The following is a 20,545-nucleotide window of genomic DNA, read 5'->3' as shown; positions in this document are numbered from 1 at the left end:
TTTCTCGCAGCGATGAAAGAAGGCCCCTCTCGGGGCCTTTTTCCTTTCAGGCGCCGGCGTTTCGCCTTCGGCCTCAGGCGCGAAACTCGATGATGAATCGCGTCCAGCCATCCGCCGACTCGCAGCGAATCTCACCACCGTGGGCGCGGACGATGGAGCGGCAGATGGCCAGGCCCAGCCCGGCGTGTTCGCCCTGGCCTTCGCGGCGGGCCGGATCGGCGCGGTAGAAGCGGTCGAACAGGCGCGACAGGCGCTCGGCGGGAATCTCGTGTCCGGGGTTTTCCACGGTGAGGCGTCCGGGTTCCAGGAGGACGCGGATGGCACCGCCCTCGGCGGTGAAGCGCAGGGCGTTGTCCAGCAGGTTGGCCAGCACGCGGCGCAGCAGCGGGCGATCGCCGCGCACCTGCAGGTTGCCCAACCGTTCGAGACGTATATCGCGCTCCTCGGCCAGCGGCGCGTAGAACTCCAGCAGTTCGTCCACTTCCTCGGCCATAGCCAGCGGTTGCCGGTTGGGCGCGAGCAGGCCGTGGTCGGCCTTGGCCAGGAACAGCATGTCGTTGACCATCGCGGTCAGCCGTTCCAGCTCCTCCAGGTTGCCGTGCAGCGCTTCGCGGTAGTCCTCCAGCGTGCGCGAGCGGGACAACACTACCTGGGTCTGGGTGAGCAGCCCTGTGAGTGGCGTACGCAGCTCGTGGGCGATGTCGGCGGAGAACGCGGACAGACGCTGGAACGCTTCCTCCAGCCGGGCCAGCATGGCGTTCAGCTCGCCGGCCAGGCCGCGCAGCTCCTGCGGCATCTGGCTCGCATCCAGGCGGGTCGTCAGCGAGTGTGCCGAAACCCTGGCGGCGACTTCGCTCATGCGCCGCAGTGGCGCCAGGCTGCTGCGTGCGGCCCAGGCGCCGAGCAGCGCGGTGGCCAGCGCCGACAGGCTCATGGTCAGCCAGATCAGTCGCTGCATACGTTGCAGGAAGTGCTGGTGATGGGTGATGTCGAGCACCAGCGTCAGTTGCCGGCCGTTGGGCGCAGCCGGGTCCAGCGGCGCCCGCAGCTCGCGGAAGGCGGGTTCCTCGCCGGGCATGATCATCGCCGGACGCTGCTCGAACCAGACCTGGCCGTCGGCCCCCTGGAGCTTCAGGCCAAGGTCGGGGTGGCGTTCCAGCTCCCGGCCCAGTTCGGCGGCGTGGGGTTGCAACTGGACGGGGTTGGCGACGCCAGCGAGGATGTCGCGGAAGATTGCCAGCTTGCCGTCCATCACCTGGAGGTCGAGTTCGACGAAGTGCGCCTCGCTGGCGCGGCTGAACACGATGCCGGCCAGCAGCGAGACGGCGGCGGTGCAGGCGGCGAACAGCAGGCTCAGGCGAACGCCCAGCGGGAGGCGGGCGCTCAGCATGCGTCGCGCTCTTCGAGCACGTAGCCCATGCCCCGCACGGTGTGGATCAGGCGTTGCGGGAATTCGTCGTCGACCTTGGCGCGCAGGCGGCGGATAGCGACTTCGATGACGTTGGTGTCACTGTCGAAGTTCATATCCCACACTTGCGAAGCGATCAGCGACTTGGGCAACACCTCGCCACTGCGGCGCAGGAGCAGCTCCAGCAGGGCGAACTCCTTGGCTGTCAGGTCGATGCGTTTGCCGGCGCGTTGCACGCGGCGGCGCAGCAGGTCGAGTTCCAGGTCGGCCAGTTGCAGGGTGGTTTCCTGCAATTGCTGGCCGCCGCGGCGCAACAGGGTGCGTACGCGGGCCAGCAGCTCGACGAAGGCGAAGGGCTTTACCAGGTAATCGTCTGCGCCCTGCTCCAGGCCGCGCACGCGATCTTCCACCGCATCGCGCGCGGTGAGAAACAGCACTGGCACCGCGCTGCCGGTCTGTCGCACCGCCTGGAGGATCTGCCAGCCATCGCGGCCCGGCAGCATCACATCGAGGATCAGCAGGTCGTGTTCACCGCTGAGCGCCAGTTGCATGCCTTCATTGCCGTCCTGGCAGAGATCCACGGCGAAGCCGGCTTCGGTAAGGCCCTGCTGCAGGTATTGGCCGATACGGGGTTCGTCTTCGACGATGAGGAGTTTCATCCGGTTTTCCATTCACGCGCCCAGGGCGCAGCTTTCGATAGGGTAATCAGTAGGTCAGCCGGCTGACAGCCTGGGCGGTGCAGACTGCAAGCGAATCCTCCAGGGAGACCCGCCATGCACCTGCTCATCGCCACACTGTTCTCGGTCCTGCTGTTTCCCTTCGCGCCGGCGATGGCCGACAGCGGAGGGGACATCGTCTTCCAGGCCATGCAGGAGCGCACAGCCAGCGCGACGCGCCACTGCTGAGCCTCATTCATCGTGATGCCCTTGCCCGCCACCTGGCGGGCTTTTTTTCATGGTCTTTATAAACCCTGGCGCGGCGGCGGTCGCGAAGCTGACATAACTGTAATGTTCCCGACAGCCAGCCGGCAGGCGCTGGAAGCGAGGATGAGGCCAACCAAATAGAGGAGTACTGCCATGTCCCTGCGTCATCTGTTCTGCGCTTCCGCCCTGGCCATCGCCGTGGCATTCAGCCTGCCGGTGCTTGCCGATGCCGGCCACGGCTATGACTTCGGCAAGCCGGCCAAAGCCGACCAGGCCACTCGCACGGTGGAAATCAACCTCGGCGAAATGTATTTCGAGCCCGAGTCGCTGGACATCAAGGCGGGCGAGACCGTGCGCTTCGTGATCCACAACAAGGGCAGCCTGCTGCACGAATTCAACCTGGGCAGCGCGGCGATGCACGCCGGCCACCAGAAGGAAATGCAGCAGATGATGGACTCCGGGATGCTCACTCCTACTGGCATGCAGCACGACATGAGCAAGATGGATCACAGCAAGATGGGCCACGGCAACATGCCGATGGGTCAGATGATGAAGCACGATGACCCGAACAGCGTGCTGGTCGAGCCGGGCAAGACTGCCGAGCTGACCTGGACCTTCAACAAGGCCACCAGCCTGGAATTCGCCTGCAACGTGCCGGGCCACTACCAGGCCGGCATGGTCGGCAAGCTGAACGTCAAGCCCTGAACGGGAGAGCCGACATGAGCCGAGCAAGGATGTGGCCGCGCCTGGCACTGGGCGCGATGCTGCTGGCACCGTTCGCCCAGGCGCTGGCGGGTGTTTATGAGCTGACTATCGGCGAGGGCCGCCTGCAGCTCTCCGACGGTGCGCGCAAGGCACTGACGGTGAACGGGCAGACACCCGCGCCGGAGTTGCGCTTCAAGGAGGGTGAGGATGTCGAGTTGCGCGTCACCAATACCCTCGACCGCGATACCTCGCTGCACTGGCACGGGCTGATCCTGCCCTATACCCAGGACGGTGTGCCGGGCATCAGCTTCCCCGGGATCAAGCCAGGCGAGACTTTCACCTACCGCTTCACGGTGAAGCAGTCCGGCACCTACTGGTATCACGCGCACAGTGATTTCCAAGAAATCGAGGGGCTGTACGGCCCGCTGGTGATCGAGCCGAAACAGCGCGAACCGTACCGCTACGACCGCGAATACACGCTGTTGCTGGCCGACTGGCACGACACTAAACCGGAAACCGTGTTCGCCAACCTGAAGAAGCAGAGCGACTACTACAACAGCAACCAGCGCACCCTGGGCGACTTCATCGCCGACTCCAGCGCCAATGGCTTCATGGCGACCCTGCGCGACCGCCTGGACTGGGGAAGCATGCGCATGACGCCGACCGATATCGCCGATATCGCCGGCTTCCGCTTCCTCGTCAATGGCCGGGACGCCGAGCAGAACTGGAGTGGGCTGTTCAAACCGGGCGAGCGCTTGCGCCTGCGCATCATCAACGGGTCTGGCATGAGCTATTTCGATCTGCGTATCCCCGGCCTGAAGATGACTGTGGTGCAGGCCGACGGCAACGATGTGCAGCCGGTGACGGTGGACGAGCTGCGCATTGCGGTGGCCGAGACCTATGACGTCATCGTGCAGCCGCAGGATGACCGCGCCTACACCTTCTTCGCCGAGGCAATGGACCGCAGCGGCTACGCCCGCGCCACGCTGGCACCGCGCGCCGGCATGCAGGGTGAAATCCCGCCGCTGCGCGAACGGCCGCTGCTGAGCATGGCCGACATGGGCATGGCGCATGGCGGCATGGACCACGGCGGCATGGCGATGCCGAAGCAGGGTGAAAGTTCCGATATGGCCGGGATGGACCATTCGTCCATGCAGGGCATGGATCACTCCAGCATGGCTGGCATGGACCACTCCTCGATGCAGGGCATGGATCATTCCGCGATGGGCGGTGCCGCGGCGTCGAAGTCCGACTACGCCCCCGGCAGCGGTCTCACCCCGCAGCCGGCCGAACCGGGCAATCGCTTGCTGGTTTACTCCGATCTCAAGGCCATGCGCCCCTACGCGGACTATCGCGCACCGGATCGCACCATCGAGTTCCGCCTGACGGGCAACATGGAGCGCTATTTCTGGTCCATCGACGGCAAGAAGTACTCCGAGGCCGAGCCGATCCGCCTGACCTACGGCGAGCGGGTACGCATCCGCTTCATCAACGACACCATGATGACCCACCCGATGCACCTGCACGGCATGTGGATGCAGTTGGACAAGGGCAACGGCCGCTTCAACCCGCTCAAGCACGTGGTCAGCGTGGCGCCCGGCAGCACCCTGGACGTCGACGTTCCGGCCGATGCCCTGGGCGAATGGGCCTTCCACTGCCACCTGATCTACCACATGGCCGCCGGCATGTTCCGCAAGGTCATCGTCGAACCGGCCCCCGCCAGCGCCGCTCTCTGAGGAGTCGCCATGAAACGCATAGCAACGGTCGCCTGCGCGGCGGCCCTGGGCCTGGCGCTGCCTGTGGAAAGCGCCGAGATGGACGATATGCCGATGGGCTCGCTACTGATCCAGCGCCTTGAAAGCCGCTTCCACGGCAACGACCAGAGCCTGGGCTGGGAAGCCCAGGGCTGGTACGGCACCGATTACCAGAAGCTGCGCCTGAAGCTGGAGGGCGAACGCGATGCCGGCGGGCCGACCACCGACAACGAAATGCAGTTGCTCTACCAGCGCATGGTTGCCGATTTCTGGGACCTGCAGGCCGGCGTGCGCTACGACGACCAGCCGGGGCCGTCGCGCACTTACGCGGTGTTCGGTATCCAGGGCCTGGCGCCGCAGTGGTTCGAGGTGGATGCCAACCTGTTCCTCAGCGAGCGCGGCGACCCGTCGTTGCGCCTGGAGACCGAGTACGAACTGCTGCTGACCCAGCGGCTGATCCTTGAGCCGGCGCTGGAGTACAACCTGGCTCTGGCGGATGACCGCGATATCGGTGTAGGGGCGGGCGGTAGCGAACTGGAGGTCGGGTTGCGCCTGCGTTACGAGGTGCGCCGCGAGTTCGCGCCGTACTTCGGTTATGTCTGGAACAAGTCCTATGGGCGCAATGGCGACATTGCCCGCGCCGAGGGCGAGGATGACGAGGAAGGCTACTGGGTCGCCGGCGTGCGGATGTGGTTCTGATGTGCTTTTTGCAGGATAGGGTGGAGCGCTACCCATCCTGCAAAGACGCCTGCTGACTGCGTCGGGGCCTCCGGCTCGTCCGCCGGAGGCTGAAAGAGGTGGCGAGTTTGTATACACTCGCCGCCTCGTGCCACCGCCCGCATCGCCGATCCAGCAGGTCCCCCACATGCACCATCCCGCCGAACACTCGCCGCTGGGCAAATCCAGCGAATACGTCTCCACCTATACCCCGGAACTGCTGTTCCCGATCTCGCGGGCGACCAAGTGGGCCGAACTGGGGCTGACCGCGCAGACCCTGCCGTACCAGGGCGTGGACATCTGGAACTGCTACGAGTTGTCGTGGCTGACCGCTTCGGGCAAGCCGGTGGTGGCGATCGGCGAGTTCGCCATCCCCGCCAACTCGCCGAACATCATCGAGTCCAAGTCCTTCAAGCTCTACCTCAACTCGCTGAACCAGAGCGTCTTCGACAGCGCCAACGCGGTGTGCGAGATGATGCAGCGTGACCTGTCCGCCGCCGCTGGCGCGCCAGTGGGTGTGCGGGTGCGCAGCCTGGATGAGGTGGCGCGCGAAGGGATTGCGTCGCTCGATGGTATCTGTGTCGATGATCTGGACGTGGCGGTGGACGGTTACGGCCATCCGCGTCCCGAACTGTTGCGTTGCGACGATACCCGCCGGGTGGACGAGGTTCTTTATAGCCACCTGCTGAAATCCAACTGCCCGGTCACCGGCCAGCCGGACTGGGGCACCCTGGTGGTGGACTACAGCGGCCCTGCGCTGGATGCGGCCAGCCTGCTGGCCTACGTGGTGTCGTTCCGTCAGCATCAGGACTTCCACGAGCAGTGCGTCGAGCGCATTTACCTTGATCTGCAACGCCTGTTGCAACCGGCGCGCCTGACTGTATATGCGCGCTATGTGCGCCGTGGTGGACTCGATATCAACCCTTACCGCAGCAGCGAGGCGGTGCTGCCGGCTAATCGCCGGCTGGTTCGCCAGTAAGGCGTGGATTCGAAAAACCCGGCCTTGGCCGGGTTTTTCTTTTTGCTGACACGGTTCAGATGCCCATGTTCGCCAGGCTCTGCATGATCGAGCGGAGGGTGCCGGCCAGCATCGGATGGCTCGCTTCGAAGCGCTCTACGGCGAGGTTGATGCTGTCGGTCAGTGTCTCATCGGCCAGCGCCTCTTCGGTGGCCATCTGCATTTCGATGTCCTTGATCAGGGCTTGCAGCGACTCGCGCTCTTCCGTGTTGAGCGGTGGCTGGCGCTCCAACTGGTCGCGCAGGGCCTGGAGTTCTTCCTGGAGGCGTTGTGTCGGCATGGTGGTGTCCTTCTGCGGTGCGTACCCAAGATGGACCGCGCCCGCTGGGCAAAAGGTCCATCGCCATGCCTTTGAGCTTAACCCGCGACGCGCAGGCTTGCCTGATGCCGATCAAGTCGCAGCATGCGTCCGAGCAGCGGGAAGAAGTGCTCCAGCTCCAGCGTGCGCATGGCCGGGTCCTTGCCCAGGTCGTCCAGGCGCCGCAGGGTGATGGCGTCCTGCGCGTAGGGCGCGCTGAGGAAGGCTGCCGCCCCCCGCGCATCGAACGGGCCGCCCTGCAGCGCCAGGCTCTGCCGCGAGGCCCAGGACAGGCTCGCGTGGTAGGCCTGGTCGACGGCGCAGAGGTAACGCTTGGCCGCCACGTGCAGGCGTACCGGCTGCCAGACCGATTCGGGCAGCAGCTCGCGCAACAGGTTGGCGCCGAACTCTTCGTGGCGCAGGTCCTGGGTGTCGAGGAACGCCGGGTCTTCGTACAAATGGCCGATGTCGTGGAGCAGGGCGGCGATTACCAGGCTGTCGGAACAGCCGGCGCGTTCGGCCAGCGTCGCGCATTGCAGCGCGTGCTCGGCCTGGCTGATGGCTTCGCCGTAGGGTTCCGCTCCGTGGCTGGCGAAGCGTTCGGCCAACTCGTCGATGAAGTGGTGGCGAGCGGAGGTCATGGCTTTTCTCCTTTGAGGCGGCGGGTGGCGATGTCCTGCAGGCAGGAGTCCAGCTCACCCAGGTGATCGATGACCGAATGCACGCCCAGCCGGTAGAGGCCTAGGGTGGCCTGAGAGCGCCGGCGGTCGCGCTGTGGCATGTCCAGGGCGTCCCAGTCGCCGGGCGCGAGCCCGCAGAGCGGGCCGCTGGCGGCCAGGCCGATGGTCCACAGCCCGGCATTCAGCCCGGCCTGCAGCAGGCGTGGCTGGCCGCTCACCAGTACGCAGCCGTCCAGACGAGGGCTGCCAAGCTGTATCAGTGCCTGCCAGCAGGCGTCTGGCGCAGGCCAGCGGCGGCCATCGGTTGTGAATCCGCCGGCAAGCTGCTGGCCGAGATGAGTGGCCAGGGTCTGCGCCGTGGCGCCAGGCAGTTCTTCCAGCCATGCGCAGGGAATGCCGCGCTCGCGCAGCCCTTGCAGGACGTCGAGGGCGCCGGGCGTGGGTTCGGCGTGGTCGCGGGCCGCATGTTCGAGAGCGTCGCGCAAGCGTTCCCGCTCGCGCTCGTCGGCGTAGCGCTCGAGCGCGTGCTCAAGGGCTGCGTCGGACGGCAGGGTCAGGGCGTTGGCCAGGCGTTCCGGCGGACAATCGGGACAGACGCGCTGCAGGGCTACCGGCAGCGTCCTTGCGCCGAAATCCACCAGATCACCGGACAGTCCGAACAGCAGGGTCGTGAAGCGCGGAAGGTCGGCGGATGTGGACATGGTGGGGTGTCTGGTCAATGGTCTAGGCCAGATTAGAGAGGCAATATGACGGTCCGGTGAAAACCGCCTGTGCGTCGTTATAATCGCCGCGCAGTGGCCTGAGAGAGCAACATGGCGATCGATCCCATTCCCCAATACCTGCGTATCCGCGAACAGTTGCTGCGCGACATTGCCAGCGCCGCGCTGAGCCGGCGGCTGCCGGCCGAGCGTGAGCTGGCCGAGCGGTTCGGCTGCACGCGCATCACCCTGCGCGAAGCGTTGCAGCAACTGGAGACTGAGGGCGTGCTGTACCGCGAGAACCGTCGAGGCTGGTTCGTGTCGCCGCCGCGCATCCGCTACAACCCGACCCGTACCACCGGTTTCATGGATTACGTGCAGACCCAGGGCCGTGCGCCGCGCACCGAGGTGCTTGCCGCCGAGCGCCGCCAGGCTGGCGCCGCGCTGGCCCGGCGCATGGGGCTGGCGGACGATGCCGAGGTGTTCTGGATCCGCCGCCGACGCTGGGTCGACGAGCGCCCGGTGATGCTTGAGGAGATCACCCTGGATGCCGGCTGGTGTCCGGGCCTGCTGGACGAAGCGCTCGATACGTCCCTGACCCGCGTGTTGCGGGAGCGGCTGGGGCTGAGCCTGTCGCGCTGCGAGCTGGCGATGCATCCCACCGCGCTGGACGACCAGCAGGCCGCGCCGCTGCAGCTCACACCGGGTTCTCCCGGCCTGTTTGTCGGGCGCGCGAGCTATGTGGCGGGAGGGCGGCTGGTGGAGTTCGACCGGGAGTTCTGGCGCTCGGATGCACTGGAAATAGTCATCGAAGCGCGCTATCCGGACTGAAGTAGCACTATGCTCTATTGGTGAGAGTTCCTGCGGATGATGTACCGCCTGGGGCACTCCCACGGTGGCGTCATGTTCGAAGTCCGGCGATGGCGCTTCTAGTCACCAAAACGCTCGCGGATCTATATACTTCGCCCGCGTAGCGGGCCTGCCTGGCGGGCCCGGAAAGTCATTCACTGGAGAATCACCGATGCGCCCACTAGGCGTCCAATGGACGAAACGTTGCCTCAGCCTGCTCGCCGCCACCGGTCTGGCGATGATTCCTTTCCTGGCCCAGGCCGCGAGCGAGGATGACCCGTGGGAGAGCATCAACCGTCCCATCTTCACCTTCAACGACACGCTCGATACCTACGCGCTGAAGCCGCTGGCGCAGGGCTACCAGAAGGTGACGCCGAATTTCGTCCAGGACGGCGTACACAACTTCTTCAGCAACATCGGTGACGTCCGCAACCTGGTCAACGACCTGCTGCAGTTGAAGGTCCGCGACGCCGGCGTCGATACCAGCCGCCTGCTGTTCAACACCACCTTCGGCCTGGCCGGTTTCATCGACGTCGCCACCCACATGGGGCTGCGCCGCAACGACGAGGACTTCGGTCAGACGCTCGGTGCCTGGGGCGTAGGCAGCGGCCCGTACGTGATGCTGCCGCTGCTCGGCCCGAGCACCCTGCGCGACGCCCCGTCGCTGATCCCGGATGCCTACACCGGCGCCTATCCGTACATTGATAATGTATCGGTGCGTAACAGCATTCACGGCGTGGACATCATCGATACCCGCGCCGACCTGCTGAAGTCCGAGAAGCTGATCAGCGGCGACAAGTACAACTTCATCCGCAACGCCTACCTGCAGAACCGCGAGTTCAAGGTCAAGGACGGTCAGGTCGAAGACGACTTCTGATTCGGGCCTCGCGCACTCTCCCTGTATCGCCCCCGCATCCGGCATTTCCGGTCGCGGGTGGCGCGTGCTTGAACCGTCGAGCGGATGGGAGTAGTGTCTGCGCCTTGTCGAACCCGACCCGCGCCGTTGTTCCCTGAACTGAGCGCCATCACTACCACCTCCGGCGCCGTTTGCCTGGATGACCCATGCACAAACCCAGTGCCTCGCTGCTGATCATCGATGACGACGATGTCGTTCGCGAAAGCCTCGCCGCCTACCTGGAAGACAGCGGATTCAAAGTCCTGCAGGCCACCAATGGTCAGCAGGGCCTGCAGGTGTTCGAGCACGAACTGCCCGACCTTGTGATCTGCGATCTGCGCATGCCGCAGATGGATGGTCTGGAACTCATTCGTCGCGTCAGCGAGATGGCGGTGGAAACCCCGGTCATCGTGCTGTCGGGAGCCGGTGTCATGAGCGATGCGGTCGAGGCCCTTCGCCTTGGTGCCGCCGACTACCTGATCAAGCCGCTGGAAGATCTTGCCGTTCTGGAACACTCGGTACGCCGGGCGCTGGACCGCGCCTTCCTGCGTTCGGAAAACCGCCGCTACCGCGAGAAGCTGGAAACCGCCAACCGCGAGCTGCAGGCCAGCCTGAACCTGCTCCAGGAAGACCAGAACGCCGGTCGTCAGGTGCAGATGAACATGCTGCCGGAGACACCGTGGGAATCCGAAGGCATGACCTTCTCCCACCAGATCATCCCGTCGCTGTACCTGTCGGGTGATTTCGTCGATTACTTCCGCGTGGATGCCCGTCGCATCGGATTCTATCTGGCCGACGTTTCCGGGCACGGCGCCTCGTCGGCATTCGTCACTGTGCTGCTGAAGTTCATGACCACGCGTCTGCTGTACGAATCCAGGCGCAACGACATGTTGCCGGAGTTCAAGCCGTCGGATGTCCTCGGCCATATCAACCGTGGGCTGATCAACTGCAATCTGGGCAAGCACGTGACCATGCTCGGTGGCGTGATCGACCTGGAGACCGACCGTCTGACCTACAGCATCGGCGGCCATTTGCCGCTGCCGGTGCTCTATGTCGACGGCGAAGCCCGCTATCTGGAAGGCCGCGGCCTGCCGGTAGGGCTGTTCGACGAAGCGGCTTACGAGGATCATGTCCTTGATCTTCCCAAGTCATTCAGTCTCTCCTTGTTCTCGGATGGCATCCTCGACGTGCTGCCGGGGTCTACCCTGAAGGAAAAGGAGACGGCTCTGCCACAGCAGGTCGTCGCCGCCGGCGGAACGCTGGATGGCTTGCGTCAGGTCTTCGGGCTGGCCAAGTTATCCGAGATGCCGGATGATATTGCCTTGCTGGTGTTGAGCAGGAACCTTGCATGAGTACCGGTAAAATCCAGTTCGCCGAGCAGGATGGCTCATTCGTCCTGAAGTTCGTGGGCGAAGTCCGACTGACCCTGTGTTCGGCGCTGGATGCCACCATTGAAAAAATCTTCGCTGCGTTGAATTTCTCGGCGATCATCATCGATCTCACGGAAACCCAGAGCATCGACAGCACGACATTGGGCCTTTTGGCCAAGCTGTCCATTCTCTCGCGGCAGAAGGTGGGGTTGCTTCCTACGCTGGTAACGACCAACCCGGATATCACGCGGCTGCTGCAGTCGATGGGCTTCGATCAGGTGTTCAATATCGTCGACCGTCCGATTCCGTGTACGGATTGCCTTACCGATCTGCCGCCACAGGACCAGTCCGAAGACGTGGTGCGCAGCAAAGTTCTGGAGGCCCACCGCATCCTGATGGGGCTCAACGAATCCAACCGTGAAGCCTTCCACGATCTGGTGAGTGCGCTAGAGCGTCACTGAGCCAATGCTTTCCAATGAAAACCGGCGCCCCTGGGCGCCGGTTTTCATTCGTCCGCGCCTGCCTCAGCGGCCAGCGAGCAGGGCTTCGAGCTTCTCCTGGTCGCGGGCGAACAGGCGGATGCCTTCCGCCAGCTTCTCGGTGCCCATCGCGTCTTCGTTCATCTGCCAGCGGAAAGTGCTTTCGTCCAGTACCTGGCGCGCCTCGCCGCCGCCGGGTTGGAGGGCGCGCGGAAGCTCGCCCTGGGCGTCGGCCAGTTGTTGCAGCAGATCGGGGCTGATGGTCAGGCGATCGCAGCCGGCCAGTTGCTCGATCTGGCCGAGGTTGCGGAAGCTGGCGCCCATCACCACGGTTTCGTAGCCGTTGGCCTTGTAGTAGCGGTAGATACGCGATACCGATTGCACGCCGGGGTCTTCGGCGCCAACGTAGTCGCGGTTGTTGGCCTTCTTGTACCAGTCATAGATACGGCCGACGAAGGGCGAGATCAGGAATACGCCGGCGTCGGCGCAGGCTGCGGCCTGGGCAAAGGAGAACAGCAGGGTCAGGTTGGTCTGGATGCCTTCGCGCTCCAGTCGTTCGGCGGCGCGGATGCCTTCCCAGGTGGAGGCGATCTTGATCAGCACGCGGTCGCGGCCTACACCCTGCTGGTCGTACAGGTCGATCAGGCGGTGGGCGCGCTGCAGTGTGGCTTCGCTGTCGAACGACAGGCGCGCGTCCACTTCAGTGGAAATGCGGCCCGGAATCACGCCAAGGATGTCCTTGCCCACTGCCACCGCGAAGCGGTCGCAAGCCAGGCCGGCGTCGCCCTGGCTTCCTTCGGTGGCGCGCGCCAGGTGTTCGGCGTAGCGGGGGAGTGTGGCGGCTTTCAGCAGGAGCGACGGGTTGGTGGTGGCATCCACCGGCTTCAGGCGGGCAATTGCGTCGAAATCGCCAGTATCGGCGACGACCGTGGTGTACTGCTTGAGTTGTTCCAGCTTGGAGGTCATGGCGAGTCTTCCGTTTGCGGTGCATCGACCTTACCCGAGGCCGATGCGCCGCTCAACGGGACTCAATGGCCTTCGAGAAGTTCGCCTGCCTGATCGAACAGTGCCAACGGATCGGCGGCCTTGTGCACGTCCACCGAAAGCAGTTGGCGGAAGCGCCGCGCCCCCGGGAATCCTTGCGCCAGGCCGAGGATATGGCGGGTCACATGGTGCATGGCGCCACCTTCGGCAATATGGCGCTCGATATACGGGCGCAGGCGGCGTAGCGCATCCGCACGGCTGATGGTCGGGGTAGCCGAGCCATACAGCGTGGCGTCCACCTGGGCCAGCAGGTAGGGGTTGTGGTAGGCCTCGCGACCGAGCATCACGCCGTCGAACACCTGTAGGTGCTCGCGGCATTCCTCCAGTGTCTTGATGCCGCCGTTGAGGATGATCTCCAGCTCTGGGAAATCACGCTTGAGTTGCGCGGCGATGTCGTAACGCAGTGGCGGAATCTCGCGGTTTTCCTTGGGCGACAGGCCTTCGAGGATGGCGATCCGCGCATGTACGGTGAAACTCTGGCAGCCTGCGTCGCGCACCTGGCCGACGAAATCGCACAGCTCTTCGTAGCTGTCCCGCCCATTGATACCGATGCGGTGCTTGACTGTCACCGGGATGGATACCGCATCGAGCATGGCCTTTACACAATCGGCCACCAGTGCCGGATGCCTCATCAGGCAGGCGCCGATCATGTTGTTCTGCACGCGGTCGCTGGGGCAGCCGACGTTCAGGTTCACCTCGTCGTAACCGGCCCGCTCAGCCAGCTTCGCCGCGGCGGCCAGGTCTGCCGGCACGCTGCCACCCAGTTGCAGGGCGAGCGGGTGCTCGCACTCGTCATGGCGCAGGAAACGATGGCTATCCCCGTGGAGCAGAGCGCCTGTGGTGACCATTTCGGTATAGAGCAGCGCGTGGCGCGAGAGCTGGCGCAGGAAGAAGCGGCAGTGGCGATCGGTCCAATCCATCATCGGCGCCACGGAGAAGCGGCGGGAGAGGGCGGCAGGGGCGGCGGTCGGTTCTGGGAGCATCGGGAGTTCGGCAAGGGGAGTGAAGCAGGGAGGGGATTTTATCAGGGGATGGCGCTGGATGGGGATGTTGCGGGCGTATGGCGTCTGGAAAGCCTGTTTCCGAGGCTGAGGACGTCATCGAAAGAGAACTGGGCTGCCTGAAGAGTTTGAGTTTCTGCGGGGAGTTCAAGGCTGGTCGATGTGAGAACTCCGGCTGAGCTCTCCCATGAATATCTGCACAGGATAATTATTCATGGTCTTTGTGTAGCTATGAGGCCGCAGGATGGTCTACGGAGTTGCATTTAACTTTCGTATTCAAAGAGACCGGCTGGTCTCGTACGGACTGTGGAGCTACTGCGGTTTTCTTTCCCGGCGGAATAGCCTGCGTATCTACGAAGTTCTTTGGGCGCCGGATGTTCAACAGCGATTGTGGAAATGGCCCCAAGTGTCATTGACAGGTAATGGCGCATTGATACTATTCGCAACTCTTTCTGGCATAGGGATATCTGGCGTGAGCAGTGGCGAAGTCTATTACCCCTTCCGCTTTCAAAGCTTCACCAGGGCTGTCATTGCCTTTGCAATCTTTTCTGTGATTGCAGATGTCGGCTTCGGAATGTCGCGCTCTCCTGTCGCGGATCGCTGGCAGGGCAATATGGATGTGAACAAGCAGCTCTTCGCGAATGGCGGGACGGATGATATCCGGCTCGACTTCGACTTGGTCACGAGCGGCTACATCTATGACAAGAGGCCGGTGGACTATAAGGGACTCGGGTTCCATCTGGCCTTTTCGGGAAAGGATGTGCAGAAACTTAGAGGTGCCGGTGTGCCGGAGCGGTTCATTTCCGCCGTTGGAGACGGGTACGAAAAAGGCTTTTGCAGAATCCAGGGGGAAACCGAGTTTTCCAGATCGCTGATTGGAAAGTCATCAGGTGTCAATGTGTTCCAGGGGGAGGGCGACTGCCCTCGGTTCAGGCTGGATTTCCAGAACTTTGACAGGGTTCTGCTGACGGTCGAGGGAGCCAGTGCAGGAAAGAAATACAAGATTTCCGGCTTCCTGGATCGGGACTCGAGAATTCCGGCCATCCAGCGCCTTGTCATGAAAGCGAGAACCTGAGGGCGGGATATGAAGAAGATTTATCTGCTGTGCTGGCCGCTGTTCATGTTTCTCGTCGTGGCTCCCGCCATCTTCATCGCTTCGGGGACGGAGGGGGCGACCTGGCGGGAAGTTTATCTTGGCGTTGTCGGGATCTATGAGAGTTTCTGGATGCCCAGATTGCTGGCAGGCCTGCTGGCACTTCCTACCGCGATACTTGCCTTCATCATCCCGTCCAGCCTTTCGGTCATTCCGATGGTGCTGAAGATCCTGACTCCGGGGCCGGATATTCTCTGGGTGGCTTTGTACCTGATGATCCTGACACTGATCCCGGCGCCGTTCGCCCGCAAAATCAGAGCTGGTATTCGCGCCAGGCAAGAGAAGAGTCAGGAGCAGGCCGCATAGCGCAGAAGCTGCGGAGGGATATCGGTTTGGTGACTATATGGCTACTATGCGGCCGCACCAATTGCTCAATAACTCACTGATAGCAGGACAGGGATTTCAATGATGCAGTTCTGTAAGGTCGCGCTGATCGCTTCGTTCCTGGCGCTGGGCGCTTGTGGCGAGTCCAAGGTAACCGCCATCGATGGCACCAGCCCATCCACCGCCAAGGCTTCAATCACCCAGATCAAGATGAGCCTCAAGGGGGCTGAGCGCGACACTTTCGAAGCCGACCTTATCCGCATCCAGAAGCAGTACAAGAATCCTGCCGAGTTCGCCAAAGCCCTCGATGGCAAAGACGTCGCTGGCGTGCATGAAGTCGGCAAGGGCTCTTGGAAGTACCTGCTGGACAAGAGCCGCGCGGTTCAGACCGCTGATATCGAAAAGAGCCGTGACGAGGCGAAGGAGAAGGTTGATTACCTGCTCAAGAATGACCCGCGCGGCGAGCAAGCCCCTTTGTACGGCGTCCTCAAGCCGAGGCTGGATATGTACGAAGCCAAACTGGCAGAGATGAAGGGACTGTCTGACGAAGAGTTCGTGAAGAAATACGATCTCGATTTCTGACGGAAATCGCCACCCACAAAAAAGCCGGTCCTGCCGGCTTTTTTATTTCTGCCTGCCGGGGAGCGGAGCTGTGCTGGCACTGCGCAACGGGCGCGGCGCGTCCACTGCCCGGGCTGCGCTGGGGACCGTGGCCCAAGGGCCTGTATCTGGCGAAGAGTGGGCCTGGTGGTGGCATTGTGCTCGAGCCGGCTGGCGTCGTCCCGACGGGTATCGATGTGCTCTGAGTCACGAAAGTCGTACGTTCATCGCCTCTCCACTGGGTGCTTAGTGGCGCGTAGGTTGTGCGTGTATAGTGCGCGTCGACCTGATGGGGCGTATGGGCGAGATATGCAATCCAGTAAATATGCAGATTGGCTGAAAGCGGCAGGCATCGTTCTAGGGACGGCGACATTGATCTGCTTGTTGGTGGGGCGCTTCTGGTGGCCGACGGAGTCGGGTAACTGGGAGAAGACGCTGCGTCTGCTCTGCGGATTGTCGCTGCTGGTGCTGACGGTTCAGTTGTTCCGCGAGCGCGCCCGGCTGTTGAGCGCGACGTTCGTGGTGTTCGTGCTGTTCTGGGTGGGATTGCAGGCGAACGCTATCGCCGCGGACTCCTACAGTTCGGTCCGGCAGTTGCTGCTGCTGCTGGTGTTCACCCTTATGGTGATGGTTCTGGGCGGCCAGGACAGTCGCACCTGGCGGATCGTACTGGGCATTGGAGTCCTGTCAGGGGCCGGGTTTGCCGGGTTCTCTCTGGTGCACAAGGTGCTGACCGGTGAGTTCGCACTCGGTTACCGGGTGATGGGCCTCCATAATTCCGGCGTGCCGGGGGTTGCCGATTTCGGCATCACCATCGAGGCGGGCATGCACTATGCCTTCAGCTTCGTTGTGGGTGTCTGGCTGCTGTTGCGCAGCCGGAAACCCGCGCTGGTCTCGCTGTGGATCGTGTGCGTGCTGGTCCTGGGCGTGTATCTGTACTTCACCTTCTCCCGTGCGGCCTGGGTGGCCGCGCTGGCGGGGGCGGTTCTGCTGGTGCTGAGCGTGGCCAGGGGGCGGATGCGCCTGGCGGCGTTCGCAGTACTGGCGCTGGGCGCGCTGGCGGCGGTCGTAGGCGGGTATCGCCAGTTGGCATACGAGTTCGGCTCTCGCGGGCTGACCTACCGGGATGAAGTCTGGCGCGCTGTATTCGATCGGGTTGGCGAGAACTGGTGGTTCGGCCACGGCGCACATACCGAGCTTGGCGAAGTGGTGCTGAGTACGGGGCAGGTCGTGCATAACCCGCACAGCCTTTATCTGGAGGTGCTCTATCAGTTCGGCGTGTTTGGCCTGGCCTCGATGATCATCGTGCTGGCAGTCTGCCTGTGGGCTCTGTGGCGCAGCAGTGCTCCACTGGCGCGCCTGTGGTTCGCTCTGTTGGCGTCGGCATCGGTGGTGTTCGCCGTCGAGCTGCACTTCTTCGTTGCGGCGCCGAACGTGGTCTGGATGTGGTTCTGGCTGCCCCTGGCGGGGGCGCTGGCGGCAACCACTTCACCGCCGTCGGCCTCGCGGCCACAAGCGCCCGGCCAATCCATGCTGGGCGCTCAGCCGGCCTGATCAGGCCCGGGACAGCAGGCGGCGCCAGCCTTTGGCGCCGTCGCGGAGCTTCTCCTCGCGCGCCTGGTTCTGCCGAACCGGCTCGAAGACGACGTTGAACAACCGACGGTAGCGGCCTTCCGGGCAAGTCAGCTTCTCGACGCCATGCCAGGCGTTTTCGGTGTTCTTGAACAGGAAGCTGCGGTTGTCGCGGATATCGCAGCCCCGGACGCTCTCGAAGTCGCTCAGGTCCGGGTTGTCCTGCGGTACCTTCTTGCCATCGAGCACGAGGATCGAGCCTCCCCATTCCGGTTGCCAGTCTTCGCTGGTATTGAAGTAGAAGATGTGGGTGCCGAGCTTGGTGTGGCTGTCGCGATGGGGCGACACCTCCGACCCATTCACCCCGACGTGCCAGGCGAAGCGCACGACGAAGTCGTCCACCCCCAGCATGCGCCTGGCGAATGCCGCGTATTCCGAGTTGCCCTGTACTTCCAGCATGAATTGTTGCCAGACCACTGGCAGGTCGCCGAGGGCGACAACGCCTTCCGAACCCGCCTCGCGGTCGTTGTAGATCGAGCGCTCGTAGGCCAGGTAGTAGCGGTTGTGGGGACGCTGGCCATAGGCGCGGGTGATGCCGTTGTGGCGCTCGAACAGTTCCAGGCTGGGGAACTCCCGGTACAGCGCCTCGAAGGCTTCGGGACGAAGGACGTCCTGGAAGGAGTACCAGGGGAATGGTCGCTGGCTGGCGAAGTCTTCCGTGGCGAAATCGCGCAACAGGCGATCATTCAGGAACAGTGACATTGGGGCAGGCCTTGAAAAGGGCGGGAGCGGGAGGTGCGCGCAAGTGCCTTTCCGAGGTAGGCTGGCCTTGCGCCATGCGGCATTTTAGTTGTAACGGGAAATGTCGGTCTAGATGAGCGTGCGCTTCGTCGGCGGTTTCATTGATCCGGACGCCATAAATGCCCGTACCAACCTTCCAGCGTGCGCAAGAAGGAACACCTTCATGAAACCAGTGGCCATGTTATTGCTGTGTGCCGGTCTGGCTGCGTGCAGTTCCCCCGGTCTGCTGAAGGAAAACGCACCGGCTACCCGGTTGGCGACAGCAAGGTCGCCATCTACCTACATGACCTGTCTGCTGCCGCAATGGCAGTCCTATCGCGCCACGGCGTCGGTCAGAGAAATTCGCTTCGGCTATCGCCTGTTGATGCCGGGTGCTGCCGGACAGGCGCCCGAGGCGCTGCTGGAGGTAACGGCGAACGATGCCGGCAGCGACGTGGTGCTCCATCGATACTCAGCGACCACGCCCGGCGACACTATTGCCCGCGCTGTGCGGGGCTGCCTCTAGCGCCTGGCGTCTACCACTAAGGAACGATAGCCGGAGGGTGGTACAGGCGGCCTAATGGCCCTGACAAGAACAATCAGGGCTTCGGCCGCTTCAGCGTTGTTTCGCTGCGGCCAGCCTGCAAGAAGAGAGCTGCCGACATGGATACCGCGCGTCCGCGTATCGTCCTTACCCTTTCCCTGCAGACTTCCGGACTGGTGCTGCTGTTCATCGCCCAGGCTCTTGGCGGCTGGCCCTTGTCGCTGTGCCTGTTGCTGGGCGCGGCGCTGCTCTGGGTGCCGTGGTTCCTGCATTGGCGTCCGGCCTTGCCGGGCGAGCCGGCGCACTTGCCTGACATCGCCGAACTGACCCGTGAGCTGTCGCGCGGAACCAGTCGCAATGCCTTGTCTGCCGCCGGCGTCTCCTATTCGGTGCAACGCCTGGTGGAGCGCCTCGAATCCCAATTGGCGGCCGCGGAGCAGATAGTCGGCAGCGCCGAGGTGATGATCCACACCGAACGCGCAACCTCCAATCTGGCGCGCCAGGCAATGGACGCCGCTGCCCGTGCGCGCGCTGGAAGCGATGCGGGGCGCGGGGAGTTGCAGGCTGCCATCGACTGCATGCACCAGTTGAGCGACCGCGCCAATGCCAGCCGTGCGCTGATCGAGACGCTCAACCAGCGCAGCGAGGACATCCAGAGGGTCACTCAGGTGATCCAGTCGATCGCCAGCCAGACCAACCTGCTGGCGCTCAACGCCGCGATCGAGGCGGCCCGTGCCGGCGAGCACGGGCGCGGTTTCGCGGTTGTGGCGGAAGAGGTGCGCGGCCTTGCCGGGCGTACCGCTGAAGCCACCGACGAGGTCGGCCAGATGATCGAAGACATCCAGCGCCAGACCGGCGAAGTAGTGGAGCAGATCCGCCAGTTGGCCGACGACCTGGTGCAGGGCGTGGGGCAGGTGGAAAGCACCGGACGGCAGTTGCAGAACATCGCCGGCCTGGCCGCCACGGTGGAAACCCAGATCACCGAGATCGCCGAAGGCGCTGAAATCAACCGCAGCCAGTTGGACAGCCTGTTCGCGGCGGTCGAGCAGGTTCGCGGCGACTTGCGAGTCAGCGACGAGCAGACCCATCGCCTGGCAGAGGCGGCCATCCAGTTGGAGGCGCAGGCCGAGGCGGTCAGCGAACGCCTGGCCCAGGTCGCGCTGGACGACTACCACCAGCGCGCCTATGACCTGGCCCGTGAGGGCGCGCAGGCGATCGGTGCGCGTTTCGAGGCGGATATCGAGGACGGACGCATCACGGCGCAAGACCTGTTCGACCGGGACTACCAGCCGTTGCCGGGCACTCATCCGCAGAAGTACCGGACCCGCTTCGACCGCTACACCGACGAAGTCCTGCCGCGTATCCAGGAGGACCTGCTGCAGCGTCACGAAGGGCTGGTCTTCGCCATCGCCTGCACGGCCGAAGGTTACGTGCCGACGCACAACCAGGCGTTCAACCACCCGCCGTGCGGCGATGCCCAGGTGGACATGCTCAAGAGCCGCGGCAAGCGCCTGTTCAACGACCGCACCGGCCTGCGCTGCGGCAGCCATGCCCAGCCGATGCTGCTGCAGACGTACTGCCGGGATACCGGCGAGCTGATGCACGACCTCTCGGTGCCGATCTTCGTCGGTGGCAGGCAGTGGGGCGGGTTGCGCCTGGGCTATCGCCCCGAAGCGTAACGGGCAGACGAAAAAAAGCCGCGAAGGAGTGTACGCGGCTTTGAAACGAGCGCT

The 20,545-nt window shown here is 63.7% G+C and carries 23 protein-coding genes; 15 read left to right on the top strand and 8 right to left on the bottom strand.

The annotated features are described in order from the left end of the window. Positions 1-73: 73 nt before the first annotated feature. Positions 74-1,390: a heavy metal sensor histidine kinase gene (locus OU419_RS18860; RefSeq protein ID WP_254475923.1), complete on the bottom strand. Its 1,317-nt coding sequence runs from the start codon at positions 1,388-1,390 to the stop codon at positions 74-76. Further along, a complete protein-coding gene (locus tag OU419_RS18855; protein WP_254475921.1) occupies positions 1,384-2,067 on the bottom strand; it encodes a heavy metal response regulator transcription factor in 684 nt (227 codons plus the stop codon). The genes OU419_RS18860 and OU419_RS18855 overlap by 7 nt, the downstream gene beginning before the upstream one ends. Positions 2,068-2,181: 114 nt before the next feature. On the opposite strand from OU419_RS18855, the gene OU419_RS18850 reads away from it, so the two are divergent. The 5 genes from OU419_RS18850 to queF all read left to right on the top strand — a co-directional run bounded on the left by OU419_RS18850 (position 2,182) and on the right by queF (position 6,486). Then, positions 2,182-2,313: a hypothetical protein gene (locus OU419_RS18850; RefSeq protein ID WP_268171951.1), complete on the top strand. Its 132-nt coding sequence runs from the start codon at positions 2,182-2,184 to the stop codon at positions 2,311-2,313. Positions 2,314-2,484: 171 nt separating this feature from the next. Then, on the top strand, positions 2,485-3,036 hold the full coding sequence (gene copI / locus OU419_RS18845) for a copper-resistant cuproprotein CopI (RefSeq protein ID WP_254475919.1): 552 nt from the start codon (positions 2,485-2,487) through the stop codon (positions 3,034-3,036). A gap of 14 nt (positions 3,037-3,050) precedes the next feature. Further along, the gene (locus tag OU419_RS18840) at positions 3,051-4,772 is read left to right on the top strand and encodes a copper resistance system multicopper oxidase (protein WP_254475917.1); all 1,722 of its coding nucleotides are present in this window, start codon (positions 3,051-3,053) and stop codon (positions 4,770-4,772) included. 9 nt (positions 4,773-4,781) lie between these two features. After that, positions 4,782-5,489 carry a copper resistance protein B gene (locus OU419_RS18835; protein ID WP_254475916.1) on the top strand — a complete coding sequence of 236 codons (708 nt, stop codon included), beginning with the start codon at positions 4,782-4,784 and terminating at the stop codon, positions 5,487-5,489. Between the two features lie 166 nt (positions 5,490-5,655). Continuing rightward, positions 5,656-6,486, top strand: coding sequence for an NADPH-dependent 7-cyano-7-deazaguanine reductase QueF (queF, locus tag OU419_RS18830; protein ID WP_254475914.1), 831 nt, complete (start codon positions 5,656-5,658; stop codon positions 6,484-6,486). Between the two features lie 55 nt (positions 6,487-6,541). On the opposite strand, the gene OU419_RS18825 is transcribed toward queF, so the two are convergent. The 3 genes from OU419_RS18825 to OU419_RS18815 all read right to left on the bottom strand — a co-directional run bounded on the left by OU419_RS18825 (position 6,542) and on the right by OU419_RS18815 (position 8,204). Continuing rightward, positions 6,542-6,805 (bottom strand): DUF4404 family protein, encoded by a 264-nt coding sequence (locus OU419_RS18825; protein WP_254475912.1) that lies wholly within the window; start codon positions 6,803-6,805, stop codon positions 6,542-6,544. 77 nt (positions 6,806-6,882) lie between these two features. Then, a complete protein-coding gene (locus tag OU419_RS18820; protein WP_254475910.1) occupies positions 6,883-7,464 on the bottom strand; it encodes a phosphonate degradation HD-domain oxygenase in 582 nt (193 codons plus the stop codon). Then, complete coding sequence (locus tag OU419_RS18815) at positions 7,461-8,204, bottom strand: HAD family phosphatase (RefSeq protein ID WP_254475908.1); 744 nt, start codon at positions 8,202-8,204, stop codon at positions 7,461-7,463. The genes OU419_RS18820 and OU419_RS18815 overlap by 4 nt, the downstream gene beginning before the upstream one ends. Before the next feature lie 111 nt (positions 8,205-8,315). On the opposite strand from OU419_RS18815, the gene OU419_RS18810 reads away from it, so the two are divergent. From OU419_RS18810 to rssC, 4 genes are all read left to right on the top strand, one after another. Next, positions 8,316-9,032: a UTRA domain-containing protein gene (locus OU419_RS18810; protein WP_254475906.1), complete on the top strand. Its 717-nt coding sequence runs from the start codon at positions 8,316-8,318 to the stop codon at positions 9,030-9,032. Between the two features lie 190 nt (positions 9,033-9,222). After that, positions 9,223-9,927: an MlaA family lipoprotein gene (locus OU419_RS18805; protein ID WP_254475904.1), complete on the top strand. Its 705-nt coding sequence runs from the start codon at positions 9,223-9,225 to the stop codon at positions 9,925-9,927. A gap of 185 nt (positions 9,928-10,112) precedes the next feature. After that, entirely contained in the window at positions 10,113-11,297 is a 1,185-nt protein-coding gene (rssB, locus tag OU419_RS18800; protein ID WP_254475902.1) for a two-component system response regulator RssB, read from the top strand. Further along, the gene (rssC, locus tag OU419_RS18795; protein ID WP_207886472.1) at positions 11,294-11,776 is read left to right on the top strand and encodes an anti-sigma factor antagonist RssC; all 483 of its coding nucleotides are present in this window, start codon (positions 11,294-11,296) and stop codon (positions 11,774-11,776) included. The genes rssB and rssC overlap by 4 nt, the downstream gene beginning before the upstream one ends. 63 nt (positions 11,777-11,839) lie before the next feature. On the opposite strand, the gene tal is transcribed toward rssC, so the two are convergent. Both tal and dusA read right to left on the bottom strand, forming a co-directional pair. Beyond that, a complete protein-coding gene (gene tal / locus OU419_RS18790) occupies positions 11,840-12,760 on the bottom strand; it encodes a transaldolase (RefSeq protein ID WP_254475900.1) in 921 nt (306 codons plus the stop codon). 62 nt (positions 12,761-12,822) lie between these two features. Further along, the gene (gene dusA, locus OU419_RS18785) at positions 12,823-13,821 is read right to left on the bottom strand and encodes a tRNA dihydrouridine(20/20a) synthase DusA (RefSeq protein WP_254475898.1); all 999 of its coding nucleotides are present in this window, start codon (positions 13,819-13,821) and stop codon (positions 12,823-12,825) included. 490 nt (positions 13,822-14,311) lie between these two features. Here dusA and OU419_RS18780 point away from each other — a divergent pair, with 490 nt between their 5' ends. The 4 genes from OU419_RS18780 to OU419_RS18765 all read left to right on the top strand — a co-directional run bounded on the left by OU419_RS18780 (position 14,312) and on the right by OU419_RS18765 (position 17,470). After that, on the top strand, positions 14,312-14,914 hold the full coding sequence (locus OU419_RS18780; protein WP_254475896.1) for a hypothetical protein: 603 nt from the start codon (positions 14,312-14,314) through the stop codon (positions 14,912-14,914). 9 nt (positions 14,915-14,923) lie between these two features. Further along, the gene (locus tag OU419_RS18775; RefSeq protein ID WP_254475894.1) at positions 14,924-15,298 is read left to right on the top strand and encodes a hypothetical protein; all 375 of its coding nucleotides are present in this window, start codon (positions 14,924-14,926) and stop codon (positions 15,296-15,298) included. Between the two features lie 99 nt (positions 15,299-15,397). Then, positions 15,398-15,898 (top strand): hypothetical protein, encoded by a 501-nt coding sequence (locus OU419_RS18770; protein ID WP_254475892.1) that lies wholly within the window; start codon positions 15,398-15,400, stop codon positions 15,896-15,898. 390 nt (positions 15,899-16,288) lie between these two features. After that, the gene (locus tag OU419_RS18765) at positions 16,289-17,470 is read left to right on the top strand and encodes an O-antigen ligase family protein (RefSeq protein WP_254475890.1); all 1,182 of its coding nucleotides are present in this window, start codon (positions 16,289-16,291) and stop codon (positions 17,468-17,470) included. On the opposite strand, the gene OU419_RS18760 is transcribed toward OU419_RS18765, so the two are convergent. Then, positions 17,471-18,250 (bottom strand): 2OG-Fe(II) oxygenase, encoded by a 780-nt coding sequence (locus tag OU419_RS18760; RefSeq protein ID WP_254475888.1) that lies wholly within the window; start codon positions 18,248-18,250, stop codon positions 17,471-17,473. A 112-nt stretch (positions 18,251-18,362) separates the two neighbouring features. Here OU419_RS18760 and OU419_RS18755 point away from each other — a divergent pair, with 112 nt between their 5' ends. Both OU419_RS18755 and OU419_RS18750 read left to right on the top strand, forming a co-directional pair. Continuing rightward, entirely contained in the window at positions 18,363-18,794 is a 432-nt protein-coding gene (locus tag OU419_RS18755; RefSeq protein ID WP_254475886.1) for a hypothetical protein, read from the top strand. 137 nt (positions 18,795-18,931) lie between these two features. Next, positions 18,932-20,491, top strand: coding sequence for a methyl-accepting chemotaxis protein (locus OU419_RS18750; protein ID WP_254475884.1), 1,560 nt, complete (start codon positions 18,932-18,934; stop codon positions 20,489-20,491). The last annotated feature ends 54 nt before the right edge of the window (positions 20,492-20,545 follow it).

The sequence above is a fragment of the Pseudomonas triclosanedens genome (assembly GCF_026686735.1).
In the GTDB taxonomy this organism is placed as follows: Bacteria; Pseudomonadota; Gammaproteobacteria; order Pseudomonadales; family Pseudomonadaceae; genus Pseudomonas; species Pseudomonas triclosanedens.
This window is presented reverse-complemented; position numbering and strand designations above follow the sequence as displayed.

Coding starts and splice junctions, on each gene's coding strand:
- OU419_RS18860 (WP_254475923.1), bottom strand. CDS start 1,390: ATGCTGAGCGCCCGCCTCCCGCTGGGCGTTCGCCTGAGCCTGCTGTTC.
- OU419_RS18855 (WP_254475921.1), bottom strand. CDS start 2,067: ATGAAACTCCTCATCGTCGAAGACGAACCCCGTATCGGCCAATACCTG.
- OU419_RS18850 (WP_268171951.1), top strand. CDS start 2,182: ATGCACCTGCTCATCGCCACACTGTTCTCGGTCCTGCTGTTTCCCTTC.
- copI (WP_254475919.1), top strand. CDS start 2,485: ATGTCCCTGCGTCATCTGTTCTGCGCTTCCGCCCTGGCCATCGCCGTG.
- OU419_RS18840 (WP_254475917.1), top strand. CDS start 3,051: ATGAGCCGAGCAAGGATGTGGCCGCGCCTGGCACTGGGCGCGATGCTG.
- OU419_RS18835 (WP_254475916.1), top strand. CDS start 4,782: ATGAAACGCATAGCAACGGTCGCCTGCGCGGCGGCCCTGGGCCTGGCG.
- queF (WP_254475914.1), top strand. CDS start 5,656: ATGCACCATCCCGCCGAACACTCGCCGCTGGGCAAATCCAGCGAATAC.
- OU419_RS18825 (WP_254475912.1), bottom strand. CDS start 6,805: ATGCCGACACAACGCCTCCAGGAAGAACTCCAGGCCCTGCGCGACCAG.
- OU419_RS18820 (WP_254475910.1), bottom strand. CDS start 7,464: ATGACCTCCGCTCGCCACCACTTCATCGACGAGTTGGCCGAACGCTTC.
- OU419_RS18815 (WP_254475908.1), bottom strand. CDS start 8,204: ATGTCCACATCCGCCGACCTTCCGCGCTTCACGACCCTGCTGTTCGGA.
- OU419_RS18810 (WP_254475906.1), top strand. CDS start 8,316: ATGGCGATCGATCCCATTCCCCAATACCTGCGTATCCGCGAACAGTTG.
- OU419_RS18805 (WP_254475904.1), top strand. CDS start 9,223: ATGCGCCCACTAGGCGTCCAATGGACGAAACGTTGCCTCAGCCTGCTC.
- rssB (WP_254475902.1), top strand. CDS start 10,113: ATGCACAAACCCAGTGCCTCGCTGCTGATCATCGATGACGACGATGTC.
- rssC (WP_207886472.1), top strand. CDS start 11,294: ATGAGTACCGGTAAAATCCAGTTCGCCGAGCAGGATGGCTCATTCGTC.
- tal (WP_254475900.1), bottom strand. CDS start 12,760: ATGACCTCCAAGCTGGAACAACTCAAGCAGTACACCACGGTCGTCGCC.
- dusA (WP_254475898.1), bottom strand. CDS start 13,821: ATGCTCCCAGAACCGACCGCCGCCCCTGCCGCCCTCTCCCGCCGCTTC.
- OU419_RS18775 (WP_254475894.1), top strand. CDS start 14,924: ATGAAGAAGATTTATCTGCTGTGCTGGCCGCTGTTCATGTTTCTCGTC.
- OU419_RS18770 (WP_254475892.1), top strand. CDS start 15,398: ATGATGCAGTTCTGTAAGGTCGCGCTGATCGCTTCGTTCCTGGCGCTG.
- OU419_RS18760 (WP_254475888.1), bottom strand. CDS start 18,250: ATGTCACTGTTCCTGAATGATCGCCTGTTGCGCGATTTCGCCACGGAA.
- OU419_RS18755 (WP_254475886.1), top strand. CDS start 18,363: ATGAGCGTGCGCTTCGTCGGCGGTTTCATTGATCCGGACGCCATAAAT.
- OU419_RS18750 (WP_254475884.1), top strand. CDS start 18,932: ATGGATACCGCGCGTCCGCGTATCGTCCTTACCCTTTCCCTGCAGACT.